This is a genomic window from Parasphingomonas caseinilytica (genome assembly GCF_036663755.1).
GTDB lineage: Bacteria > Pseudomonadota > Alphaproteobacteria > Sphingomonadales > Sphingomonadaceae > Sphingomonas.
The window spans coordinates 1-21,500 of sequence record NZ_JAXOJL010000003.1 but is presented as its reverse complement, the minus strand read 5'-3'; the positions used below and the strand labels follow the sequence as shown (position 1 = coordinate 21,500).

The window sequence follows — 21,500 nt, the reverse complement described above, 5'->3', positions numbered from 1 at the left end:
AAAAGCCGCGGCGAGCGTAGCGGGTTGGAGGCGTTTAGGACAGCGTGGCGTTCGATGTTGTTGGACGGCGGACATTCGCTATTGTGTACGAAGGAGGCTCGCCAGTGCAGCCTCAACCTCCGTGTAACTGCCATCGAGGATACCATCGCAGGAAAAACATCCGGAGATGCGGTCGATGATGAGGGTTATGCATTGCTCGAACGATGCTACTACCCGAACGGAATTCTCAAGGACGAGAGCGCAAGCACCGTCTTCGTGCAATTCTAAGTCGTAGTTGCTGCTCCAGCCGACAGCCGAGCCGATCAGCATCCAGCCGTCGCGCCAGCAGTCGCTATGCAAACTAGAAAAGATGCGGTTCTTATCAATGATCGAGATTGGTTGCTGCTTCTCTGGTTCCAAGCTCCGGGAAAAATCTTCGACAAATCCGAATATGTAAATCTGGTTGTCGAAGAGGCTGGCGCCGTTTGACCACTGAAGAAAGTCCTCGAATTGCATCGGCAGAGGACGTCCGAAGCCTTCTCGCACTCGCCCTAAACCCGAATTGTCGAGCGGGGCATGAAATTTGTGCAAATAGCCGAGGGGTCGGTCATCCGGTAATTTTCGTATGAAGCGGTTCCCGCCGTCTATCTTCAGCGATGTCGCGTCATCGCATCTGAATAAGGATTTTGCGAAAGCTGGTTGCTGCATACTCCTAGAATGCGATGGGCGGTGAGGCAGGTCAAATTGTCCGCAAATGGTGGAAAGCGGACGTTGGCTACAGGTGCGACTGATCTGCTACGAACCGTACAGTGAGCGACCCAGGTGGCCTTCCACCGCCCGCAAAACGTCGTCGCGTTTGTCCTTCGAGGTCTGCGGTATGCACCGTGACGAGTAAGTCAGTCGGAGATGTCCAGCGCATGTCAGGCCTCTCCGATCTCGCAAGCCCCGTGCTGAGGTTGGTGATGAAAAACCAACCGTCATCGCTCCCCCTCTCGGCGTTCACGCGAACGTTGAATTCGTTGCTTTCACCTTCATTGTGGTCAGTCTCGACAAGAGTTGCGCTGTAAGGGGACTGCGCTGACGCGCGAGACCGCCACTCTCGCACAGACTGTTGAGCACAGCCAAGCAGGCACAAGCAGAGGAATGGGACCGTGCAAGTGATCTTCATCTTCTTTACGTATCACGCGTCGGGGAGGTCCGCTATTGGGCGTTAGCGGACGTGGCGAAAGCGGGTTGTCGAGTTCGCGATATCCGAAAATTGCGATTCCATCGAGAATCAGGCTGTCCTAAACGGCCCGAAATCGGCACCTTGTCGTAATGTCCAGCCGTCCGCACCCCGCCGTCGCCCACGATCCGCGCCGCTCGCACAATCATCGCCAGCGCTTCAACATATTCAACATTCGCGGCAACGCGGCTGCCGCATCGACATGGCCGGGCAGTTCGATGGTCTCAACTTTCGCTGGCGCGGCGGCGCTCGTCCTGCTGGCGTTGCCGCTGTCGGAGGTACGTCCCCAAGGCCCGCCGCCGACCACCGCGACGCAATCCCCCTTTACCTTCGAGGAGGTGATGGTGCCGATGCGCGACGGGGCGAAGTTGCAAACCGTCATCCTTCGCCCGCAGGGTGCCAAGGGGCCGCTGCCGATCCTGTTTCAACGCACGCCGTATGGCGTGCCGGCCACCGCGCCTGCCGCGATGCCGAAGAGCTGGAAGACGCTGGCCGATGACGGCTATATCTTCGTGTTCCAGTCGATGCGCGGGCGGTTCAAGTCGGATGGGGTGTTCACCTTCTCGACCGCCGTCCACCCGAAGGATGTGAAGGCGGTGGACGAGGCGACCGATGCCTATGATGCGGTCGACTGGCTGGTGAAGAACGTTAAGCCCAACAACGGCAAGGTCGGGATGTGGGGCGTATCCTATCCCGGTTTTGCCGCCGCCGTGGCGCTGGCCAAGCCGCATCCGGCGCTGAAGGCGGTGTCGCCGCAGGCGGCGTGGAACGATTATTGGCAGAATGACGATCTGCACCGCAACGGCGCGCTGCGCCTGTCCTATGCGACCGACTGGCTCTACAGTTTGCAGGCGGACAAGACGCAGAACAAGGACGTCGCTTACGACACGGTCGATACCTATGAGTGGTTCCTGAAACAGGGGCCGGTCGAAACGATCGACAAGGTTCACTTCAAGGGCGCGTCGCCAATGTTCACGGCGTTGCTCGATCACCCCAATCACGATGCCTTTTATACCGACCAGCGCTGGACAGATGCTCTGGGCAAGACGGTCGTGCCGACGCTGAACGTCGCGGGATTCTGGGATCAGGAGGATCCGCTGGGATCGTGGAAGATCTATTCCAAGCAGCAGGAGAACGATCCCGATCATTTGAGCCTGATGGTCGCCGGGCCATGGGCGCATGGCGGGTGGCAGGGCGATACGACGATGCTCGGACGCGTGCCTTTGGGGGGTAATAGCGGGCAGGATTTCCGCGATACGATCCAGGCACCATTCTTCCGCTACTGGCTGCACGGCACGGGCGAGCGGCCGAATTTCCGCGCGCGGATGTTCGAATCCGGATCGAATTTGTGGAAGAGCTACACCGCGTGGCCGCCAAAGGAGGCGAAGGCGACCGATCTGTATCTGCAGGCGGACGGGTCGCTGTCGTTCACTGCGCCGGTGGGTGAGGCCTGTCGCGACTATGTCTCAGATCCGGCCAATCCGGTGCCGTTCCGCCCGCGCCCGATCTCGGTGACGTATCCGCGCCCCGAATGGCGCTGGTGGGAGGCGGAGGACCAGCGCTTCGTCGATCACCGGCCGGATGTGCTGAGCTATGTCAGCGCACCGTTGAAGGAGAATCTGACGATCGCGGGCAACATTGTCGCGAAGCTGATGGCCTCGACCAGCGGGACGGACAGTGATTTCGTCGTCAAGCTGATCGACGTGCTGCCGGATGATTACGCGCCGTTCGACGCCAAGTCCCCGCTGGGGGCCTATCCGATGCAGTTGAACGGTTACCAATTGCCGATCGCGATGGAGGTGCGGCGGGGCAAGTTCCTCGCCAGCGATACCGTTCCGCAGCCGCTGGTGCCGGGCAAGGTGACCGCGTGGGACGTGCCGCTACGCGATCACGATCACGTCTTCCTGAAGGGTCACCGCATCATGGTGCAGGTGCAATCGAGCTGGTTCCCGGTGATCGACCGTAACCCGCAAACCTTCGTGCCGAACATCGCGCGCGCGAAGGCGACGGATTTCGTGAAAGCGACGCAGAAGGTGTGCGCGGGATCGAAGGTGGTGCTGCCGGTGATCAAATAATATCCCCCTACGGGAAAAGGTTTAGGGTTTCCGCGCCCTTGGCCATCCCTGCAGCGATAGTGCGGCGCAAACTGCCGCAACGGTGAACGTCACCATAATAAATAGTGTTAATTTTTTTTACATAAATGACACAGTTTCTCCGTTTGGGAGTCATTACGCAACGCTAACGGAGTCGCCAGCACCATCTCCCTCAACGGTGCAGGGGAGTCCCACATCATGTTATCTGATCAAGACCGGGACGGCTTGGGCCGTCTCGCAGACCGTCGTCAATTGTTGTTGAGCGCTGCCAGTCTTTCCGTCCTGCCGGTCGGGGCGGCGATGTTATCCGGGTGTAGCGGAAGTTCCGCATCGGACGCCAACCCGCTCGCCACCGCTGAAGACACTCTCGTCCCGCTGGCCACGACCGCCGTTCCCGACGCAACGACCAGCTTCACGCTCGCCGTGTTGCCCGACACGCAATTCTATTCGCGCTACGCGACCACCGACGAGGGTCAGAAATTCCAGACCAAATATGGCAGCGAACCATTTTCGGCGCAGACCAGATGGATTGCCGCCAATGCCGCCGCCTACAACATCCCGTTCGTTATCCATCTGGGCGACGTGGTCGACCAGGTCGGCAGGCCGAATCAATGGCGGATAGCCGATGCGGCAATGAAGCTGCTCGAAAACGCCAAGGTTCCCTATTCGATCCTGGCCGGCAATCATGACGTGCTGACCGATCTGGATTATGCCAATCCTGCCAGCCAGTCGTCGGGCACCGATGCGCAGCGCGCGCTGGCGTCCGAACCCTATCTCCAATGGTTTACAAGGGCGCGCGCAGCCACCCAGGCCACTTTCCGCGAGCGCGATTCAAGCGGCTTCCACGAATATCATGTCTTCCAAGCGTTCGGCATCAGCTTCATGGTCCTGTCGCTCTCATGGCGGATTTCCGATGCGGGCATTGCCTGGGCGCGCAGCGTGATCCGCCGCAATCCGACGCTGCCGGTCATCCTCTCGAACCATCAACTGCTCAACATCAACAAGGATGGATTGAGTCCGCTCGAAACCGAATATGGCAAGATGTTGTGGGAGCGGCTGATCCGCGACAACGACCAGATCTTCATGACGCTCAACGGTCATCATCACGGCGCGTCATGGCTCTCCAAGACCAACGATTTCGGCAACCAGGTCGAGGAAATGGTCGTCGATTACCAGATGGCCTATCAGGGCGGCAACGCGCTGATGCGCCTTTATGAACTGGATTTTTCGGCCAACAAGATCGACGTGCTGTCCTTCTCGCCATGGGTGGTGCAAAAGCCGAAGGCCACGCTCAACCAGTTCGATCGCGCGATCCTGACCGAGAGCAACGAGCGTTTCTCGATCCCGATCAACTTCAAGAAGCGTTTTGCCGGCTTCCTGAAATGGAAACCGACATTGTCCACTACGGGAGCGCCGATCCTGCCGGTCGTCGCATCCAGGCTACTCGAAGGCTATGTCGAGCCGACCGTACCGGTCATGGCACCGCCGCGCGATGCCAACGACTATCCTGTGGTGGCCGACACCTATGCGCATTGGCGCCCCGTGGGCGGCAAGGATGGTCAGATCGTCAATGTCGGTGACATCCTGCCCGATGCCACCGGCCTCTTCCCGATGCGGCGTGTGCCCCTGGTCGCGCCGGCGCAGGTCGGTGACGTCGTCTGGTCCGACGATCGCCATTACCTGCAATCGGCCACGGGCAGCGTCCGCTTTCTCAATAGCGACAAGGTCACCGTGCGGAACAGCAGCTTCTCCACCGATGTCGGTGCCGGGGTCAACAACCGCAGCTTCTGGGACGGTTACACGATCGAGGCGTTCATCAAGGTCGACAAGGATTGGGTCCAGGAAAAGCATCGCTGGGGCAACATCCTGGGGCGTGTCGGCAATCGCGGCAATATCTCCGGCTTTACCGGTGGCGATCGCGAAGCTTCGTCGGTTCTGTTCGCGATTTCCAGCCTGCGCGAAGTGCAGTGGGAGGTCGTGCCGGCGAGCGTCACGACGAATGCGCAGACCAACTGGTCCGGCGAAATCATCCGCGACACTTGGTATCATATCGCCATCGTCTGCGATCCGGCGACCAGAGAAACGACGTTGTATGTCGAGGGTGCCCCGGTGCTGCGCAACGTTTCGAGCGGGGCGATCGGCATGCGTTCGCAGAGCGTCAACAATCCCTGGATCATCGGCGCAAGCTGGTGGAACGGTGGCCGTGTCGATGGTTATTTCGGCCATATCGGCGAGATCCGGCTGGTCGGCCGGCCGCTCGGCCCGGATCAGTGGCTGACCGCACGCCGCAAATAATGAGCTGGGGCAGGGCCAGGCACCCGGCCCCGGTCGCTCGTCATCCTTTCTTCTCCCGGAGTTCCATCATGGTCATCTCACGCAAATTCGCCGTCATACTTGCCACGATCGTCTTTCCCGCTGCGGCGCAGGCCCAGCAGATCCAGGCCGGTGCCGATATCTTCAATGGCACCGGCTATGGCACCAGCTATAAGGGCGTCGGCGGCACCGTTCAGCCGAGCGGCGCGTGGCTTGGCGCGGTCAGGGACGGCGGCTTCGATACGTTCGACAATTTCGGCTTCTACAACAGTGGCGTCGGCACGTTGGCACTCAATCGTCAGGTCGAGTTGCTGAGCGGGAACGTCTATCGCTTCTTCGACACCTTCACCAACACCCAGTCGACGGCGATCACGACGACGGTCAACTTCTTCGGCAATCTGGGATCGGATGGCGACGAACTGATCAGTTACAATGCGGCCGGTCTGATGGTCAGCTGCGAAGATGATGGCGCGGGTGCCTGTATCGACGATGCGGTGATTGCGCTGGTCGCCGGCAATAACGGCTTGGCGAGGCAGAGCATCACGCCCGATCGCTACAATGTCGGCTACACCTTCACGCTTGCGGCCGGGGCAAGCATCAGCTTGCTCAATTATGCGTTTCTCGCACGGGATGTGGACGGGCCGCTCGACAGTGACGTCGCACTCGCAACGACGACTGGGCAGGCGCTGCTTGCCGCGCCGCGGCTCGAAGGACTGACGACCGCGCAGATCGCGAATATCGCCAATTTCGCGGTTTCGGCCGTGCCCGAGCCCTCGACATGGATGATGATGATCCTCGGTTTCGGTCTGGTCGGCGTAACGCTACGTCGTCGCCCTTCGGTCCGCTTCTCGGTCTGAACGCCAGCCGAACAGCCGGTTCACGGCGGTCGCTCTTGGCGTAGCGGCAAACGAAAACCGCAGCCGGAGGAATGCTCCGGCTGCGGTTTTCTATCTGGGCCGGTCGATCAGGTAAAAGTGCGCTTTCACCAGCTGCGGTGCGAGAAAAGTTTCAGGATTTGCGGGCCCGCGCCTCGCGTACCGCTTTCTCCAGTTCCTCCAGCGGCAAGGCGGCGGAGACGACCTTGTCGCCGATGATCCAGCTCGGCGTGCCCGTCATGCCGAGCTGTTGTGCGATCGCGGTGTTGGTGGCGATTTCGGCGTCGGCACGGGCCGCCATGGCGCCGGCCTTGGCCATATCCACGCCTGCGGTCTTGGCGGCGGACTCAAGGGTCATCGAGGTTATCGGGCCGGCGGCGTAAAGCGCGTCGTGGAACGCCTTGAACTTGCCCTGGTCGGCAGCGGCGAGGCTCAGCCGCGCGGCGACACCGCTTTCCGTGCTGAGGATCGGGAATTCGCGGAACACCACGCGCACCTTGGGATCGCGGCGGATCAGTTCCGCGATCGTCGGCAGGCTGGACCGGCAGAAACCGCAATTGTAATCGAAATATTCGACCAAAGTGACGTCGCCGTCGGGATTGCCGGCCCAGGCATCGCCGAACGGCTCGAGGATCGCCTTGCGATTGGCCGCGATCAGCTTGGCCGCGTCGCGCCGTTTCAACCGGTCCATCGCCTCGGGAATGATCTCCGGGTGGGCCAGCACGTAATCGCGCACCACGGTCTCGACGCGCGCCTGATCCGCGCCGGACAGCGAGCCCGGCGCGGCGCGCTCCGCGACCCACATTCCGCCCGCGCCGACCAGCAGCGCAAGCACCGTCACGCCGGCCAGTGCCAGCTGGTTCTTCGTCATGCGTTCGATCACCGGCGTTTCTGCTTGGGGTTGTCGTCCAGGTCGTTCTGCGCGGTCATCGCGATGTCCTGCGCGCGGATCCAGTCCGAGGAGTTGGGCGTGAGGCCGGCCAGCGCGCCGCGCGCGGTATAGGCGGCGAGGCGGGAATTGCCGTTCTGGCTCGCCTGCTCGGCCGTCGCCAGCATCGCACGGGCATTGTCGCCCGTGCGCTCATAGACCGTGCCGAGCTGATACCAGGCGAACGGATTCTGATCGTCGCGCTGCACCGCCTGGCGCAGGATGGTGATGGCCTCGGGGTAGTTCTTCTTGTCGTCGGTCGCGATCAGCGCATGGCCAAAGGTGGTGGCGATCAGCGGCGCATTGTTCGACCGCGCCGTCGCCTCGCGCAGCGGCACCAGCGCCTCGGCCGGCTTGCCCGCCTCGAGCAGGATCTGGCCCTGGATTTCGAGGAAATAGGGATCGTGCGGATCGGCTTTGATCAGCGCCGCCGCCTCGGCATCGGCCTTTTCGGGATAGCCCGATTTGTGGAACGCATAAGCGCGGGCGTAATGCGCGTAGACGCTCTGGTCGGTCTCCGGGAACACGTTGAGCGTGATCTTCGGATCGGCGACATAGCCGCGCAGCTTCGCCTTCACGCGCTTGAAACGTTCCTCCAGCGCGGGATCGAGCTTCGCGTTCCACGACGCGCCGTTCATCAGATCGTTCTTGAGGTTCTCGATCCGCTGGCCGCTGAGCGGATGGCTCTGTGCGAAGGGATCGATGTTCTTCAGGCCATAGGCATATTCCTCGTTCTGCAGCTTGCGGAAGAAGGACAGCATGCCGCGCCCGCTGACGCCCGAGGCGTTGAGATATTTCGCTCCCGCCGCATCCGCGGTCGATTCCTGCACGCGGGTGAAGGCGAGGAATTTGCCCTGCGCCGCTGCCTGGCCCATGCCCATGATCGCCATGCCGGCATCGCCCGCACCAGCGACCGCGGCGGCCAGCCCGACGACCATGCTGAGGATCGAGATGCCGAGCGCCGGCCGGGCGCCGTTATCCTGCAACACGACATGCCCGTCGGCGATATGGCCGAGTTCGTGCGCGATCACGCCCTGCACTTCGTTGGCATTGTCCGCCGCCTGGATCAGGCCCGAATGGACGTAGACCGTTTGGCCGCCGGCGACGAAGGCGTTGATCGAATCGTCGTTGATCAGCACGACCTTGACGTTCGCCGGGGACAGGCCGGCGGCGACGATCAACGGCCGCGACATGTTCGCGAACATCGCCTCCGTCTCGGCATCGCGCAAGATCGATTGCGCAACCGCCGGCTGCGCCCAGAGTAGGATGGAGGCCGCAAGACCCGCGATCCAATTCTTATGTCCTGCGCGTTTCATGCTGCTCATATCGGGGAGTTTCGTGGCGGAGGCAATCGCATCGCGGGCCGGTTTTGGCGGGAGGCGGGTGAATGTTGGATGAGGGGGATGGCCCGCGAATGTTGAATATGTTGAAGGGCTGGCGGGCTTTTCGAACCCGACGCACCCGAAACGCGACCGCGACGCGACACCGGTGCGTTCGTCACGCGACACTTCAGCGACAGCGTTGACATGCGGGCGTGGAAGTTTGGGAATCGGAAGATGTCAAAGAACCGTGACAGGTCTTGCCCACGATCCAACATTGCAAGGAGTTACGGCTGTTGTTGGAAGGCGGACGTTGACTAAAAGCCAGCTGGTCAGCACCCTGCGGCAATGAAGACGATCCACCTCGACGGCTCCAATTGGACGAAGAGGCTGGACTTCTGGAACGCGCTTCGGGACGTTCTGGGCGTCGTGCCGGCGCACGGCACCAACTTCGGCGCTTTCGAAGACTCCGTTTTCTACCATCCCGACATGCTGACGGTCCGGCCGCCGTTTACCCTTATCGTTCGCAATCCGGGTCCGGTTGCGTCGGCGGACGTCGAGGTCATGGCAGCCGGCTGGGCAGAGCAGCGCGAATGGAAGCAGCGGCACTACGGTGAGGATGTCGCGGCAGTGATCGCCATCGAGCGCTGATGCGAACGTCCGCTAGTGGGCGTAAGCGGAATGTCCGCTTTTGCGATCGCGATCGATCTGGCTAAATGTCGCATTTTGGTGGTTAGCTACCGTTACCTTTCTGACCCTCATCTGCCCTCACGATCTGTTCAGACTGAACAATCGCTTCGGCAAGAACAGCATCTGCCGCCGGATCAAAGCCGGGTCCGTATAGCGGCGCAACCATTTTCCGGATCGGCTCCAATCGCGGGTCAGCAAGCGCAAGCGACTGAAAATAATCCCATTCGCCGGGGGTGGCTTTGTCGGCTTGCATTCGGCGAAGTAGGGCGACAAGCGCGAGAGGCGTCATGGCGCGAGGGTGATTGTTCCATTCCCAAGCCCGGTGCAACAGCTTCTGGATCAGTCCCATACGGGAGCGTCCCACAGGATCGGCCATGTCCGCAAGTGGGCGTTTCCTGCCTGTCCGCTTTCGGGATGGTCACCGGCACGCTGAGGTCTGATCGTGGTGGATGCGGTAGGTCCGCTTTCTGGAGCGGGTTGCTGTGGCCACCCGAACGTCTCTAAACCAGAAATGAAGCTCTCACGCTGTCACAGCGAGTAGGGATAGCTGTAAGCACGTCGGACCTGCCCGGAAGCATCGACTTCAAATAAGAGAGAACGATCCGAAACTCCCCAGATGCCGAACGCAAGCAGGTACGTGGATGCGGTAAGCTGACGCGCGTCCGCAAGTCTTGGCTGTCGCATCATGGTTTTACCCGGGTTCGCAGCCCAGCATCTATAGACTTCCGCGATTACGCTCGGAGGTATGTCACTGCTTAGCGCAGGCAGGCGGCTAATGTAGCCTTCATAGGACGGAATATTGCCAGCCAGATACTCGCAAGATCGAGCGTTTTGCAAATCTCTGGCTTTCCAGCCTGCCATGGCGGCGCAGGAAGCAAGCAGCGCACCAGCAATAATAAGCCGTACCATCGTGACCATGTCTTTCGCTGCCCGGAAGGACGCCTGAACGAACGGCTACTGTAAGGCAAGTTTCGAGAGACGCTGAATGGCCGCAATTGGGCGTAAGCGGAATGTCCGCTTACGATGTTGCCACCGGTGGACTTAATGTCGGGTGACGGGCGAAAGCAGCCGCAAACTCCAAGTCCGTCAGCATGAGAAAGGGCCCCCTCCCGGTGTGGGAGAGGGCCTTTTCTTTAACCGCTCAATTGATCACGCGCCGAAAGTGCGTTGCCACCAGCCGCGGCGGGGGCTGCCGGCTTCGCCGGGGTCGGCGTCGATCTCGCGTTCGCCGGAATTGCCCTCGACTGGGCCGCCGGCGGCGTCATCGACCGGGGCCGCGCCATCCAGGCCGTCGGCCGGGAGTGCGATGGCGGGGGCTTCGGCTTCCGCCGCCGCATCCGCCTTCTTGGCTCGGGGTTTGCGCTTCGGCTTGGGCGCTGGCTCTTCCGAGACCGGCACGTCCATCATCGCCGGGCTTTCGACCGCAGGCTCTTCCGCTGGCGCGGTATCGGCGGCGGTGGCGGCCTTGCGGCGGCTGCGCTTCGGCTTGGTCGGCGCTTCGACTTCGGCGACTGGGGCCTCGGCGACGGGGGCCTCGGCCGCCGGCGCCTTGGCCTTTGCAGCCTTTACCGGAGCAGCCTCGGCATCGCGAGCGCGGGGACGGCGGCGGCCCTTCTTGGGGGCTTCCGCTTCCGGCTCGGCTTCGGCAGGCTCGGCGGCGACGAGGATGTCGTCCTGCGGCTCGGCCGGGCGCACGGTTTCGCTTTCGGACTGACCTTCGCTCGAACGCTCGCCTTCGTTGCGGCGACCACCACGGCGACCGCGACGGCCACGCCGACGGCGGCTTTCGCTTTCCTCGTCGCTCGCCACCGGCTGCTCGCCGACGAACTCGGCGGGCGCTTCTGCCGTGACGTCGCCCTCGACCTCGTTATCCTCGGACGAAGCACCTTCGTCCTCGGAACCCTCGGCGCGGTTTTCCTCGCCCTCGGGCCGGTTGCGACCGCGACGACCGCGACGGCGGCGACGCTTGCGGCCGCCCTCATCGTCGGCCGAACGCTCGGTGCGTTCGCCGCGCTCGCGTGGCTCGCGTGCCTGACGCGGGGCCTCTTCCTCCTCGTCCTCGATCTCTTCGATCTCGTCCTCGATCTCCTCGGGGAAATCCTCCTCGACTTCGATGATCGGGGCGGCGAAGCGCGGGGCGTGGGCCGGCGGCGGGCCGCCGACTTCGACCGACATGCGCGCACCTTCCTGCTCGCCGTCCGGCGTCACTTCGATCGTCACGCCGTAGCGATCCTCGATCTCGGCGAGATCGGCGCGCTTGCGGTTGAGCAGGTAGAAGGCCGCCTCGACGCTAGCGTGCAGCGTCAGGATCGAGCCACGGCCCTGCGCGGCTTCTTCCTCGATCAGGCGCAATGCGCTGACACCTGAGGAAGAGGCGGTGCGGACGAGGCCGGTGCCTTCGCAATGCGGACAGGCGCGGGTCGATGCCTCGAGCACACCGGTACGCAGGCGCTGGCGGCTCATTTCCATCAGGCCGAACGACGAGATGCGACCGACCTGGATGCGGGCGCGATCGTTCTTCAGCGCTTCCTTCATCGCCTTCTCGACCTTGCGGACGTTCGAGCCGTTATCCATGTCGATGAAGTCGATCACGACCAGACCGGCCATGTCGCGCAGGCGCAACTGGCGTGCGATTTCCTGCGTCGCTTCTAGGTTGGTGGCGGTGGCGGTTTGTTCGATCGAATGTTCACGCGTCGACCGGCCGGAGTTGATGTCGATCGATACCAGAGCCTCGGTCGGGTTGATGACCAGATAGCCGCCCGATTTGAGCTGCACCACGGGGTGGTACATCGCGCCCAACTGATCCTCGACATGCGCGCGCTGGAACAGCGGCACGGCGTCGGAATAATGCTTCACCTTGCGCGCATGGCTCGGCATCAGCAGCTTCATGAATTCGCGGGCCTGACGATATCCGTCCTCGCCCTCGACGATCACCTCGTCGATATCCTTGTTGTAGATATCGCGGATCGCACGCTTCAGCAGATCGCTGTCGCCATACACCAGAGCCGGCGCGGAGGAGGCGAGCGTGGTCTCGCGGATCCCGTCCCACAGGCGCGCGAGATAATCGAAGTCGCGCTTGATCTCCTGTCGCGTGCGCTGCAGCCCGGCGGTGCGCACGATGCAACCCATCGACGGCGGCAGCTGCATGTCCGACATGATCGACTTCAGGCGCTTGCGATCGCCCGCGTTCGAAATCTTCCGGCTGATGCCGCCGCCATGCGACGTGTTGGGCATCAGCACGCAATAGCGGCCGGCCAGCGACAGGTACGTCGTCAGCGCCGCGCCCTTGTTGCCGCGCTCTTCCTTGACGACCTGGACCAGCAGCACCTGACGGCGGCGGATCACGTCCTGAATCTTGTAGCGATGGCGCAGATTGCTGCGACGCTCGCGTAAATCGTCGACCGCGGCATCGGCGGCGCTGCGCTTGCGGCGGCGCGGGCGTTCCTGCCCGGCGTCTTCCGCGGCGACTTCGGCTTCTACGCCGCCGTCATCCTCGAAACGCTCGACCGAATCCTCGTCCACGTCGTCGCCGTGATCGTCTTCAGCATGACCTTCTTCGTCGTGAAGCTCGTCCTCGTCGTCCTCATGCTCGGCGCGCAATGCGGCCTCTTCGGCGGCATGCTCGGCCTCTTCGCGCAGCAGGGCGTCGCGATCTTCCTTGGGGATCTGGTAATAATCGGGGTGGATTTCGCTGAAGGCGAGGAAGCCGTGGCGATTGCCGCCGTAATCGACGAACGCCGCCTGGAGCGATGGCTCCACGCGGGTGACCTTGGCGAGATAGATATTGCCCTTGAGCTGCTTGTGCTCAGAGGATTCGAAATCAAATTCCTCGATACGGGTTCCGTTGACGACCGCCACGCGGGTCTCTTCCCGGTGGCGCGCGTCGATCAGCATACGCATTGTCATGTAATATTCTCCGGGCGCGCGGTCCGGACCCCAAGGGCCGCCGCGCGCGATTGTGATTCGGCGGTGCCAGGGGCGGTATGCCGCCCTGATGCGTGCCGGTTTCTGAAGGTTTCGAGATGGACGAATTTGCCTCTGCCCACATGGCATGCCCCGGCATCTGGCCCTGGGCACCTGCCGCGTCCGCGCTCCCGCCGGCAAAAGCCGGGCGGAGCGGAGGGCAGGGGGAATGCATCATGCGAACGTCAACCTGGATGTGCCGCGTACCGGACATTCCGGTGCGGCCATGAGAACCGGCAAGCGTGGATCACGCTTCTCCGGTGCAATATCGTGACTAGCATTACCGGATACGGACGGCAACCGGCACGTTTCCGGCCATTGGCGGGCAATTAAATGAGAACAGCCTGTTAACCTTGTTCTCGTACCGGGAGGAGAGACGCGCGGGCCGATCATGGCAGCGGGCGTTGACGTAACTCGTACCGGGACGACCCCGCCGATGGTTTTTGACTGGACCGCGCCCGTGCCCGCGCGGCAATACATCCGGGTGTCGCTGATACTCGCTTTATTGGCCTGCTGGTTCGCCGGGACCCCCGCTTTGGCGACGATGATCGACGGCGTCGATGTAACGCGCGAGCGCGTGGTGGTGCGGTTCGACCAGCGGCTGGCGGATGCCGCGTCGTTGGTTCTGGTGAAGCCGAACCGTCTTACCCGCGATATGCTGGGCGCGCGTCCCGCCTCGGTCGGGATGTCGAGCGCTAGGCGCCCGGAACTGACGCTCGATTTGAGCACCCTCGGGGCGGCGCCGCCGCGCACGTACGAAGTGTCGCGCAAGGTGCCCCGGGCGATCCGGACGCTGGCGCTGCCGCGTGTGTATGGCGACGACGATAGCCGCCCGCTGGTGGTGATCGATGCCGGGCATGGCGGGATGGACCCTGGCGCGATCTCGCAGGCGGATGGCTTGCGCGAGAAGGACGTGACGCTGCGTATCGCCCGCGCGATCCGCGACGAATTGCTCAAATCGGGCCGTGTTCGCGTCGCGCTGACGCGCGAGGACGATCGTTTTCTGGTGCTGCAGGAGCGCTACGGCATCGCGCGGCGGCTGAAGGCCAGCCTGTTCATCTCGATCCATTGCGACAGCGTCGGATCGGGGCTGGCCAGTGGCGCTTCGGTCTACACGCTGTCGGAAGTCGCATCGGACAAGGAATCGGCCAAGCTGGCGGCGCGCGAGAACAAGGCGGACATCATCGCCGGCCTCGATCTGGGCGGAGCGCAGGCCGACATCTCCTCGATCCTGATCGATCTGACGCAGCGCGAGACAATGAACGCCTCGGCCAATTTCGCGCGCCTGCTCGGGCGCGAGGCGCAGCCGCTGATCCCGCTCAAGCCGAACTTCCACCGCATGGCCTCTTTGGTCGTGCTGAAGGCACCGGACATGCCCTCGATCCTGTTCGAGACCGGCTATATCTCCAATCCCAGCGATGCCGCTTTCATCGATTCGGCGGACGGCCGGAAGCGCATCGCGGAGAGCGTTCGACGTGCGGTCGAGGTGCATTTCGCGCGGCGGCTGGCGGTGAATTGATCGGGCCTCGAAGCGAAATTCGAGAGCACTAAACTCTTCCGTTCGTGCTGAGCTTGTCGAAGCACGTGCCCCGAATACCGGGCTGCGCTTGGGACACACCCTTCGACAGGTTCAGGACGAACGGGAGTGGGGCAACTCCAGCCAAAATCATCCGGCTATATCAAGGCGGGATGCCGCTCTACAGAGCCCCAACGTCATCCCCGCGAAGGCGGGGATCCCGCTTCTTCTACTTCGTGCGGGGCAAAGCAGCGGGATCCCGGATCAAGTCCGGGATGACGGGTGCGTGATGGCCGCGCGGATCACCGCAGCGGTTTGCCCGAATCCTTCCACCGGTCGAGAATCTGCGAATCGTCGGTTCGTCCGGACTTCGCCACCGCTGCCGTCACAGCGACCGGCTTGGTGTAGCCCGCCACCGGCGTGCCGCTCTGCGCATAAGCCGGCTGGATCGCCGCCGGTGCGGTGGTCGGCGTCGAGGGCGGCGGCGACTTGGGCAAGGCCGCGATCGTCACGGGTGCCACGGATACAGAGGCCATCGTCACCGGGGCGATCTGCTCCGGCGTCAGGTCTCGGGGATGCGGCCCGGGCACCGGTTCGCCGCCACGATAGACCTGTCTGAACGCCTGCGGCGTGCCCCAATAGCCCTGCCAGCGATGGAAGAAATGCGCGCCGATCGCCGCCGTCATCACCAGGCTGCGGTTCCACGCCGGGGTCACGGCATAGGTGTGATAATGCGTCGCTTCGCCGACCGACGGTAGCACCGAGCCATAGAGCGCCGCCGCGGCGATCCGCATCGCGCGGTTCCAAGACGCCTTGGCTGGAGCGCGTGCCATCGCGCCGTCGCAGGCGAAGGAGAATTGGCAACCGCTCGTTTTCTCCGATCCCTGATACACCACGCCGCAAACCGTCGCCGGAAAGGCCGGGTGCCGTACGCGGTTGAGGATCACCTGCGCGACCGCGCGCTGGCCGTCATCGGGTTCGTTCGCCGCCTCGTAATAGATTGCGGCGGTCAGGCATTCGAGCGCCCGCCCGCGATCGACCGCGCTGGCGAGGCGGGTAGAGAAAGGCGGGGCGGCTGTGACGGTCTTGTCGGGCGCGAGCGCGGCGGCCGTGGCGGGGATCGGCACATCGGGCAGGTTGGCGGTGCCGGTCGCGCCCGCCGCCGGTGCGGCGGTCTCGTCGGCGGCGTAGAGATCGGCAGCGCCGGGGAAATGATCCTCCGCTTCGTAGCCGCTGGCGTGGGTCGCTTGCGCTGCTGCCGGCGTGTCCTGCGCGGCGATGCTGCGCAAGGTGGCGTGCGCCGACATGCCCGCGCAGATCAAGGCGGCGAGCGCAGCCACGCCCAGCCGGGTGGGCAGGTGTTTCCGGAGCCAGAGCGTGATGGGTTTCAGCGTCACGCTTTCGCGCATAGCCGAACAGGCCTTAACGTGTTGCTGACGGGGGTTGGTGCCCATCCGTCGAAGAGCAGGGGCAGCGCTTGGGCTTCGACAGGCTCAGCCCGAACGGGGGTGGGTGCTTGTAACGCCTGAACCAATCCCGTCATCCCGGACTTGATCCGGGATCCCGCTTCTTCTTCTGGGCGCGGGGCAAGGCAGCGGGATCCCGGATCAAGTCCGGGATGACGGGGGCGGGGCTAGCCTTAGCCCATCCCTCCGCCGAACCGAGGGTTCAGTCCTTCTTGTTCCGCCCGGCGAAGATCATCGCCGCGGCCACCGCCGCCGATCCGATGCCCACGCCCAGACCGATCGCGCCGATCGGCCAGTTCTTGCCGTCCTTTTTCACGTCCTTCGCACCGGCACGCTCCTTGGCAGCCTGATGATGCCTGGCCGCCGCGACGATCTCGTTGGGGGTTTCGCTGGTTTTCGGGTCGGACACGCTCACTCTCCGTTCTGCTTTGCCCCGCGATATTCCGCGCGGAACTCATTGGCAAATATACTCAACGTGCCGCTGGCGATCGCGCCGCGCAGATCGGCCATCAGCGCCTGATAGAAATACAGATTATGCTCGGTCATCAGCATCGCACCCAGCATCTCGCCCGATCGCACCAGATGGTGGAGATAGGCGCGCGTCCAGCCGTTACACACCGGGCAGGCGCAGGTCGGATCGAGCGGCCCCTGATCCTCGGCGAATTTCGCGTTGCGGATGTTGATCGGCCCGCGCCGCGTGAACGCCTGTCCGGTGCGGCCGGAGCGGGTGGGCAGCACGCAATCGAACATGTCGATGCCGCGCTCCACCGCGCCGACGATATCGTCCGGCTTGCCCACGCCCATCAGATAGCGGGGCTTGTCCTCGGGCAATTGGCCGGGCGCGAAATCGAGGCAGCCGAACATCGCCTCCTGCCCCTCGCCGACCGCGAGGCCGCCGACGGCATATCCGTCGAACCCGATCGCGGTCAGCTCGCCCGCGCTTTCCGCGCGCAGCCGTTCGTCGAGCGCGCCCTGCTGAATGCCGAAGATCGCCGCGCCCTCGGCATGCTCACCGCCGCCATTAAAGGCATCGCGGCTGCGCTTGGCCCAGCGCATCGATCGCGCCATCGCGGCGGCCTGCACCTCGCGCGTCGAGGTCGTCGGCACCAGTTCGTCGAACGCCATGACGATGTCGGAGCCGAGCAGGCGCTGGATCTCGATCGATCGTTCCGGCGACAGCGTGTGGCGCGTGCCGTCGAGATGGCTCTTGAACGTCACGCCATTCTCGTCGCGCTTGGTCAGGTCCGACAGGCTCATCACCTGATAGCCGCCCGAGTCGGTCAGGATCGGCCGGTCCCAGCCCATGAATGTGTGCAGGCCGCCCAGTCGCGCGACGCGTTCGGCGGTGGGGCGCAGCATCAGGTGATAGGTGTTGCCGAGGATGATATCGGCGCCGCTCGCGCGCACGTCGTCGGGCTTCATCGCCTTGACGGTGGCGGCGGTGCCGACCGGCATGAAGGCCGGCGTGCGAATCTCGCCGCGCCGCATCGCGATCGTGCCGATGCGCGCCTTGCCGTCGCGCGCGTGGATGGTGAAGTCGAACCGGGGGGGCATGGGGATCAGCGTTTCTTCTTGCCGGGGGGAATTGAGGGCGCGGTGCGCAGCGTGATCAATTCGGCGCGCGTTACCGATCCATTCTTGTCGGTATCGAACCGGTCGAAGAAGCGATCGAACTCGGCCTGCAATTCCGCCAGCGTGATGCGATTGTCGTCGTCGGTGTCGACCGAATAGGGGCTGGGCACGACATTGGCGTCGCCCAGCCAGGTCTTCGCCCAGTCGCTATAGTCGATATAGCCGATATCCGCCTTGCCCTGCGCCACGCTGGCGAAGCTGCGCTTGAGGCAAGCGTGCAGTTCGTCGCGCGTCACCACCGCATCGGAATTCGCGTCGCACGCTGCGATCATCATCGCGGCGGGTTCGAACACGATCGTCGCGAACGGTTGTGGTCGCGTGGTGGGTGCCGGAGGCGGGGGCGCTTGTTGCGCGCTCGCCGGCAGTGCGGCGGCGAGTGCCAGCGCCAGGCAAATGGAAGGTGTCGGTTTCGGCATTCGGAGCATCCCAAGTTGCACGGCCTATCCGCCAAGGCCGCGCCCGGGGCAAGGACCGTGGTGTAAGGACCGTGGTGTCGGGGCAATCGTTATGCCCCTTGTTAAGATTATCGGGTTAGTCTGATCGCCGGATATGCAGACGGGGCGACGGTGTTCAAACGGAAGCGACAGGAAGTCACGGATTATGCGGCCTTCGTGGAAGACGAAAAGGCCGTGTCCGCGATTCTGAGATTTCTGGCGGAACAGGGCTTGCGGCCCACGCCAGTCAATTACGAACTGGCCTATATCCGCGCCAATGACGGCCAGAGCCTGGCCGCGCGCGCGATCGACGCCATCCTGATCGGCGGCGACACCGTCAGCCAGGCCCAGGCCGATCATATCGTCGGCGCTTATCGCGCGCTTGGCGGGGGCGACCAGCGCGAGCAGGACGAGGAAACGGCGGGCCATGCGGAACTCCGTCATCAGACGCGTCACCTGGCTGAACTCACCGGCGCCGCGATGACCGCGACTGGCCAGTTCGGGCGCGACCTAAGCCAGCATCTGGACGAACTGGACCTGGATCAGCCGCCTCTGGCCGCCGCCATCGCCGCGATGATCGATCGCACCGGCGAGACCGAAGCGCGCCTGAACGCGGCGATGGAACAGATCGATTCGCTCAATTCGGAACTCATGGCGGCCAAGAACGACGCCGCGCGCGACGCACTGACCGGGCTTGCCAACCGCCGTGGCTTGCAACTCCATCTCGATGCGCTTGAACCCGGCGGCTGCACCGCGATCGCGATCTGCGACATCGACCGTTTCAAGACTATCAACGACCGGCACGGCCATCAGGTCGGCGACCGGGTGATCAAGGCGGTCGCGGATTCGATCGCCGGCAGTTGCGAACCGCACCTCGTCGCGCGCTGGGGCGGGGAGGAGTTCGTGGTGGTGATGGAGGGCGTGCCGCTCGCCGCCGCCGCCGACATCATCGAGCGATCGAACCGCAGCCTGCAGAACCGCGTGTTCCGGGTTCGTGATAGTGGCGAGGCACTGGAGCCTATCACGCTGTCGGCCGGCGTGGTGATGGTTGAGGACGGCAAGGCGGAAGAGGCGATCAACGCCGCCGACGCTTTGCTGTATCGCGCGAAGATGGAAGGCCGGGATCGCGTGCTGTGGACCGCATGCCCGCTGGCTCCGCCGGCGGCACTCGCAGCCTAACCTTGACTGGTCGATGGGGTGGAAGCGGCTTCGACCGCTTCGCCCCGTTCTTTGCGTAGTGCCTGTGGCGGCCATGTCCGGGCACGTTGCGATAGCCGGGCCGTTTCTCGCCGGATCTCGCCGATGACGTAGAATATCGCGACGGGAATTGCGATCGACACGAATAAGGAGATAATCTGGATCATATCAGTGCCGTTCCGATGTCTCTTTTTGAAACGCGTTTCTAGGACGTGACCGTCGCAGGAGAGACGTTTCAGCGAGCGAACCGGTATGCCGCTTTCTCGTTCCACGCAGTCGTCGAAAAAGCGCAGCCAAGCGATGCGCAGGATCGGGTGCCGGCCGCCGGACGGTTGGTATCGGATCGTCGCGTTCGAATGGTGGCCGGATGCCGTGGCGCTTGCGTATCGGTTTGTCGGGTGCCAACGCTGACTGCGTCCCGATAGCCACCCCTCAGACCCTCGGCGGTTATCGGGGCACCGCACTGATTTTGATTTTTGGGCACGCGCCGCCGGTCTTTTCGTCGGCGGCGCGTACCACGTGCGATCCTCAGTCGCGTGTGCCCCGCAGCGTGTTCAACACGGCGATCGCGGCGACGCCGAGAAATGCGACGCTGGTCCAGGGACGGGCCTTGGCAAAGCTCTTGGCCTTTTCCGTGATCGGCGCATCGCCGGAGAAATGTTCGCGAAACGCATCCGCCAGCGCGGTTTTGCCGTTCGAGGTCGTGTTCGTGGCTTCATCGGTCATAATTAACTCCGTTACCGCGCAGAATGCGCCGGGTCTGGTGCAATAACACTCAAGCGCTAGGACGGTGCCATGCCGCTGCTTTCGGCATGCCGACAGGTTTCGTATCGACGCTAACGCTATCTTCACTATCCTTATTTATCAATCCCTTCGACGCAGCGAGGGTTCGACATGAATAGCGAAGATGGTTTGTCATCGGGACGGGAGACATGTGCCCGTCAGTCATTTCAAATGAAGTGGGTAGGCGCGATCTCTGCTGCCCTCATGCTGGCATCATGCGGGGGATCGGGTTCCGCGGCCGACGTCTCGGTCGTCCCAGCAGGCTCGTCCAAGACGCCGGAACCTCAGCCAACGCCCACGCCAACGCCAACGCCCAGCCCGTCAAATTCTCAGATCGGCGTTAGCGCCGTGCCGCAAATCTACTACGGCACCGAGCGCATCTGGGCGAACCTCGCCTATCGATCCAGCGAATGGATGAACGTGGTCGGCGGCTATAACAGCGCCGGCAATCCCAATAGCGCCGGTCGGATATTCCTGGCGGCCCCGAACGCGGTCTATAGCGGCCAGTCCACCACGATCACCTGCACGTGGGAAGGCGCGGGCAAGGCCTATCTCGGGGGCATGTCGCAGACGACGTATGGAGATCACACCGCCACGGTCGTGTGGGTGCCGCAGGGCGTGCCGGGCAAGCATGGCGGCATATGGTTCGACTTGTCGCAGAGTGACGGCACCTTCCGCAATCTCGATTGTCGCGAGGCCGGGGTCGTCACCAACGGCCGTCTCGACCAGCGCTATGTCGACGACATGAAGATCTACGGCGTCATCCGTTTCCTCGACTGGTCGAACGCCAACAGTAATGAACCAATCACATGGGCGACCCGCGCGCTGCCCAATTTCCAGGTGCCCGGGACATGGACCGGTGACCAGCCGCTGGAAGACCAGATCGAGATCGCCAACGCCGCCGGGGCCGATGCGTGGTTCACGGTGCCTTGGAATGCGGACGACGATTACGTCCGGCGCATGGCGACGTTGATCCGCGACACGCTCAAGGGCAAGGCGTATTTCGAGACCGGCAACGAGGTGTGGAACTGGGGGTTCAAGGTCACGACGCAGGCGTTGAACGAAGGGCTGGCCGAGAATTTGAGCC

17 protein-coding genes and 1 pseudogene are annotated in these 21,500 nt (G+C 63.3%); 7 read left to right on the top strand and 11 right to left on the bottom strand.

Annotation, left to right across the window (positions count from 1 at the left end; all coding sequences use genetic code 11):
• Nucleotides 1-78 precede the first annotated feature (78 nt).
• Nucleotides 79-687 carry an SMI1/KNR4 family protein gene (locus U1738_RS08365; protein ID WP_332788595.1) on the bottom strand — a complete coding sequence of 203 codons (609 nt, stop codon included), beginning with the start codon at nucleotides 685-687 and terminating at the stop codon, nucleotides 79-81.
• A gap of 609 nt (nucleotides 688-1,296) precedes the next feature.
• Here U1738_RS08365 and U1738_RS08360 point away from each other — a divergent pair.
• The 3 genes from U1738_RS08360 (at nucleotide 1,297) to U1738_RS08350 (ending at nucleotide 6,467) form a co-directional block, all read left to right on the top strand.
• Entirely contained in the window at nucleotides 1,297-3,279 is a 1,983-nt protein-coding gene (locus U1738_RS08360; RefSeq protein WP_332788594.1) for a CocE/NonD family hydrolase, read from the top strand.
• Nucleotides 3,280-3,495: 216 nt separating this feature from the next.
• Nucleotides 3,496-5,592 carry a LamG-like jellyroll fold domain-containing protein gene (locus U1738_RS08355; protein ID WP_332788593.1) on the top strand — a complete coding sequence of 699 codons (2,097 nt, stop codon included), beginning with the start codon at nucleotides 3,496-3,498 and terminating at the stop codon, nucleotides 5,590-5,592.
• A gap of 68 nt (nucleotides 5,593-5,660) precedes the next feature.
• A complete protein-coding gene (locus U1738_RS08350; RefSeq protein ID WP_332788592.1) occupies nucleotides 5,661-6,467 on the top strand; it encodes a PEPxxWA-CTERM sorting domain-containing protein in 807 nt (268 codons plus the stop codon).
• A gap of 151 nt (nucleotides 6,468-6,618) precedes the next feature.
• On the opposite strand, the gene U1738_RS08345 is transcribed toward U1738_RS08350, so the two are convergent.
• Both U1738_RS08345 and U1738_RS08340 read right to left on the bottom strand, forming a co-directional pair.
• The gene (locus U1738_RS08345; RefSeq protein WP_332788591.1) at nucleotides 6,619-7,356 is read right to left on the bottom strand and encodes a DsbA family protein; all 738 of its coding nucleotides are present in this window, start codon (nucleotides 7,354-7,356) and stop codon (nucleotides 6,619-6,621) included.
• A gap of 8 nt (nucleotides 7,357-7,364) precedes the next feature.
• On the bottom strand, nucleotides 7,365-8,729 hold the full coding sequence (locus U1738_RS08340) for a M48 family metalloprotease (RefSeq protein WP_332788590.1): 1,365 nt from the start codon (nucleotides 8,727-8,729) through the stop codon (nucleotides 7,365-7,367).
• A gap of 351 nt (nucleotides 8,730-9,080) precedes the next feature.
• Here U1738_RS08340 and U1738_RS08335 point away from each other — a divergent pair, with 351 nt between their 5' ends.
• Nucleotides 9,081-9,383, top strand: coding sequence for a hypothetical protein (locus U1738_RS08335; protein WP_332788589.1), 303 nt, complete (start codon nucleotides 9,081-9,083; stop codon nucleotides 9,381-9,383).
• Between the two features lie 82 nt (nucleotides 9,384-9,465).
• On the opposite strand, the gene U1738_RS08330 is transcribed toward U1738_RS08335, so the two are convergent.
• The 3 genes from U1738_RS08330 to U1738_RS08320 all read right to left on the bottom strand — a co-directional run bounded on the left by U1738_RS08330 (nucleotide 9,466) and on the right by U1738_RS08320 (nucleotide 13,328).
• Entirely contained in the window at nucleotides 9,466-9,771 is a 306-nt protein-coding gene (locus U1738_RS08330) for a hypothetical protein (protein ID WP_332788588.1), read from the bottom strand.
• A 179-nt stretch (nucleotides 9,772-9,950) separates the two neighbouring features.
• Complete coding sequence (locus tag U1738_RS08325; RefSeq protein ID WP_332788587.1) at nucleotides 9,951-10,340, bottom strand: hypothetical protein; 390 nt, start codon at nucleotides 10,338-10,340, stop codon at nucleotides 9,951-9,953.
• A 231-nt stretch (nucleotides 10,341-10,571) separates the two neighbouring features.
• The gene (locus tag U1738_RS08320; protein WP_332788586.1) at nucleotides 10,572-13,328 is read right to left on the bottom strand and encodes an Rne/Rng family ribonuclease; all 2,757 of its coding nucleotides are present in this window, start codon (nucleotides 13,326-13,328) and stop codon (nucleotides 10,572-10,574) included.
• Between the two features lie 493 nt (nucleotides 13,329-13,821).
• Between U1738_RS08320 and U1738_RS08315 the strand changes: the two genes are divergently transcribed.
• On the top strand, nucleotides 13,822-14,904 hold the full coding sequence (locus U1738_RS08315; RefSeq protein ID WP_332788898.1) for an N-acetylmuramoyl-L-alanine amidase family protein: 1,083 nt from the start codon (nucleotides 13,822-13,824) through the stop codon (nucleotides 14,902-14,904).
• Nucleotides 14,905-15,203: 299 nt separating this feature from the next.
• Here the strand turns inward: U1738_RS08315 and U1738_RS08310 are convergent, their stop codons facing one another.
• From U1738_RS08310 to U1738_RS08295, 4 genes are all read right to left on the bottom strand, one after another.
• Entirely contained in the window at nucleotides 15,204-16,298 is a 1,095-nt protein-coding gene (locus U1738_RS08310; RefSeq protein WP_332788585.1) for a cell wall hydrolase, read from the bottom strand.
• A 271-nt stretch (nucleotides 16,299-16,569) separates the two neighbouring features.
• Entirely contained in the window at nucleotides 16,570-16,776 is a 207-nt protein-coding gene (locus U1738_RS08305) for a hypothetical protein (protein ID WP_332788584.1), read from the bottom strand.
• 2 nt (nucleotides 16,777-16,778) lie between these two features.
• Entirely contained in the window at nucleotides 16,779-17,921 is a 1,143-nt protein-coding gene (tgt, locus tag U1738_RS08300) for a tRNA guanosine(34) transglycosylase Tgt (RefSeq protein ID WP_332788583.1), read from the bottom strand.
• A gap of 5 nt (nucleotides 17,922-17,926) precedes the next feature.
• Complete coding sequence (locus U1738_RS08295) at nucleotides 17,927-18,415, bottom strand: EF-hand domain-containing protein (RefSeq protein ID WP_332788582.1); 489 nt, start codon at nucleotides 18,413-18,415, stop codon at nucleotides 17,927-17,929.
• Nucleotides 18,416-18,565: 150 nt separating this feature from the next.
• On the opposite strand from U1738_RS08295, the gene U1738_RS08290 reads away from it, so the two are divergent.
• A complete protein-coding gene (locus U1738_RS08290) occupies nucleotides 18,566-19,612 on the top strand; it encodes a GGDEF domain-containing protein (RefSeq protein ID WP_332788581.1) in 1,047 nt (348 codons plus the stop codon).
• A 546-nt stretch (nucleotides 19,613-20,158) separates the two neighbouring features.
• Here the strand turns inward: U1738_RS08290 and U1738_RS08285 are convergent.
• Complete coding sequence (locus U1738_RS08285) at nucleotides 20,159-20,356, bottom strand: hypothetical protein (RefSeq protein ID WP_332788580.1); 198 nt, start codon at nucleotides 20,354-20,356, stop codon at nucleotides 20,159-20,161.
• Between the two features lie 405 nt (nucleotides 20,357-20,761).
• Between U1738_RS08285 and U1738_RS08280 the strand changes: the two are divergent.
• Nucleotides 20,762-21,500: pseudogene (locus tag U1738_RS08280) on the top strand (hypothetical protein); the annotation flags it as partial.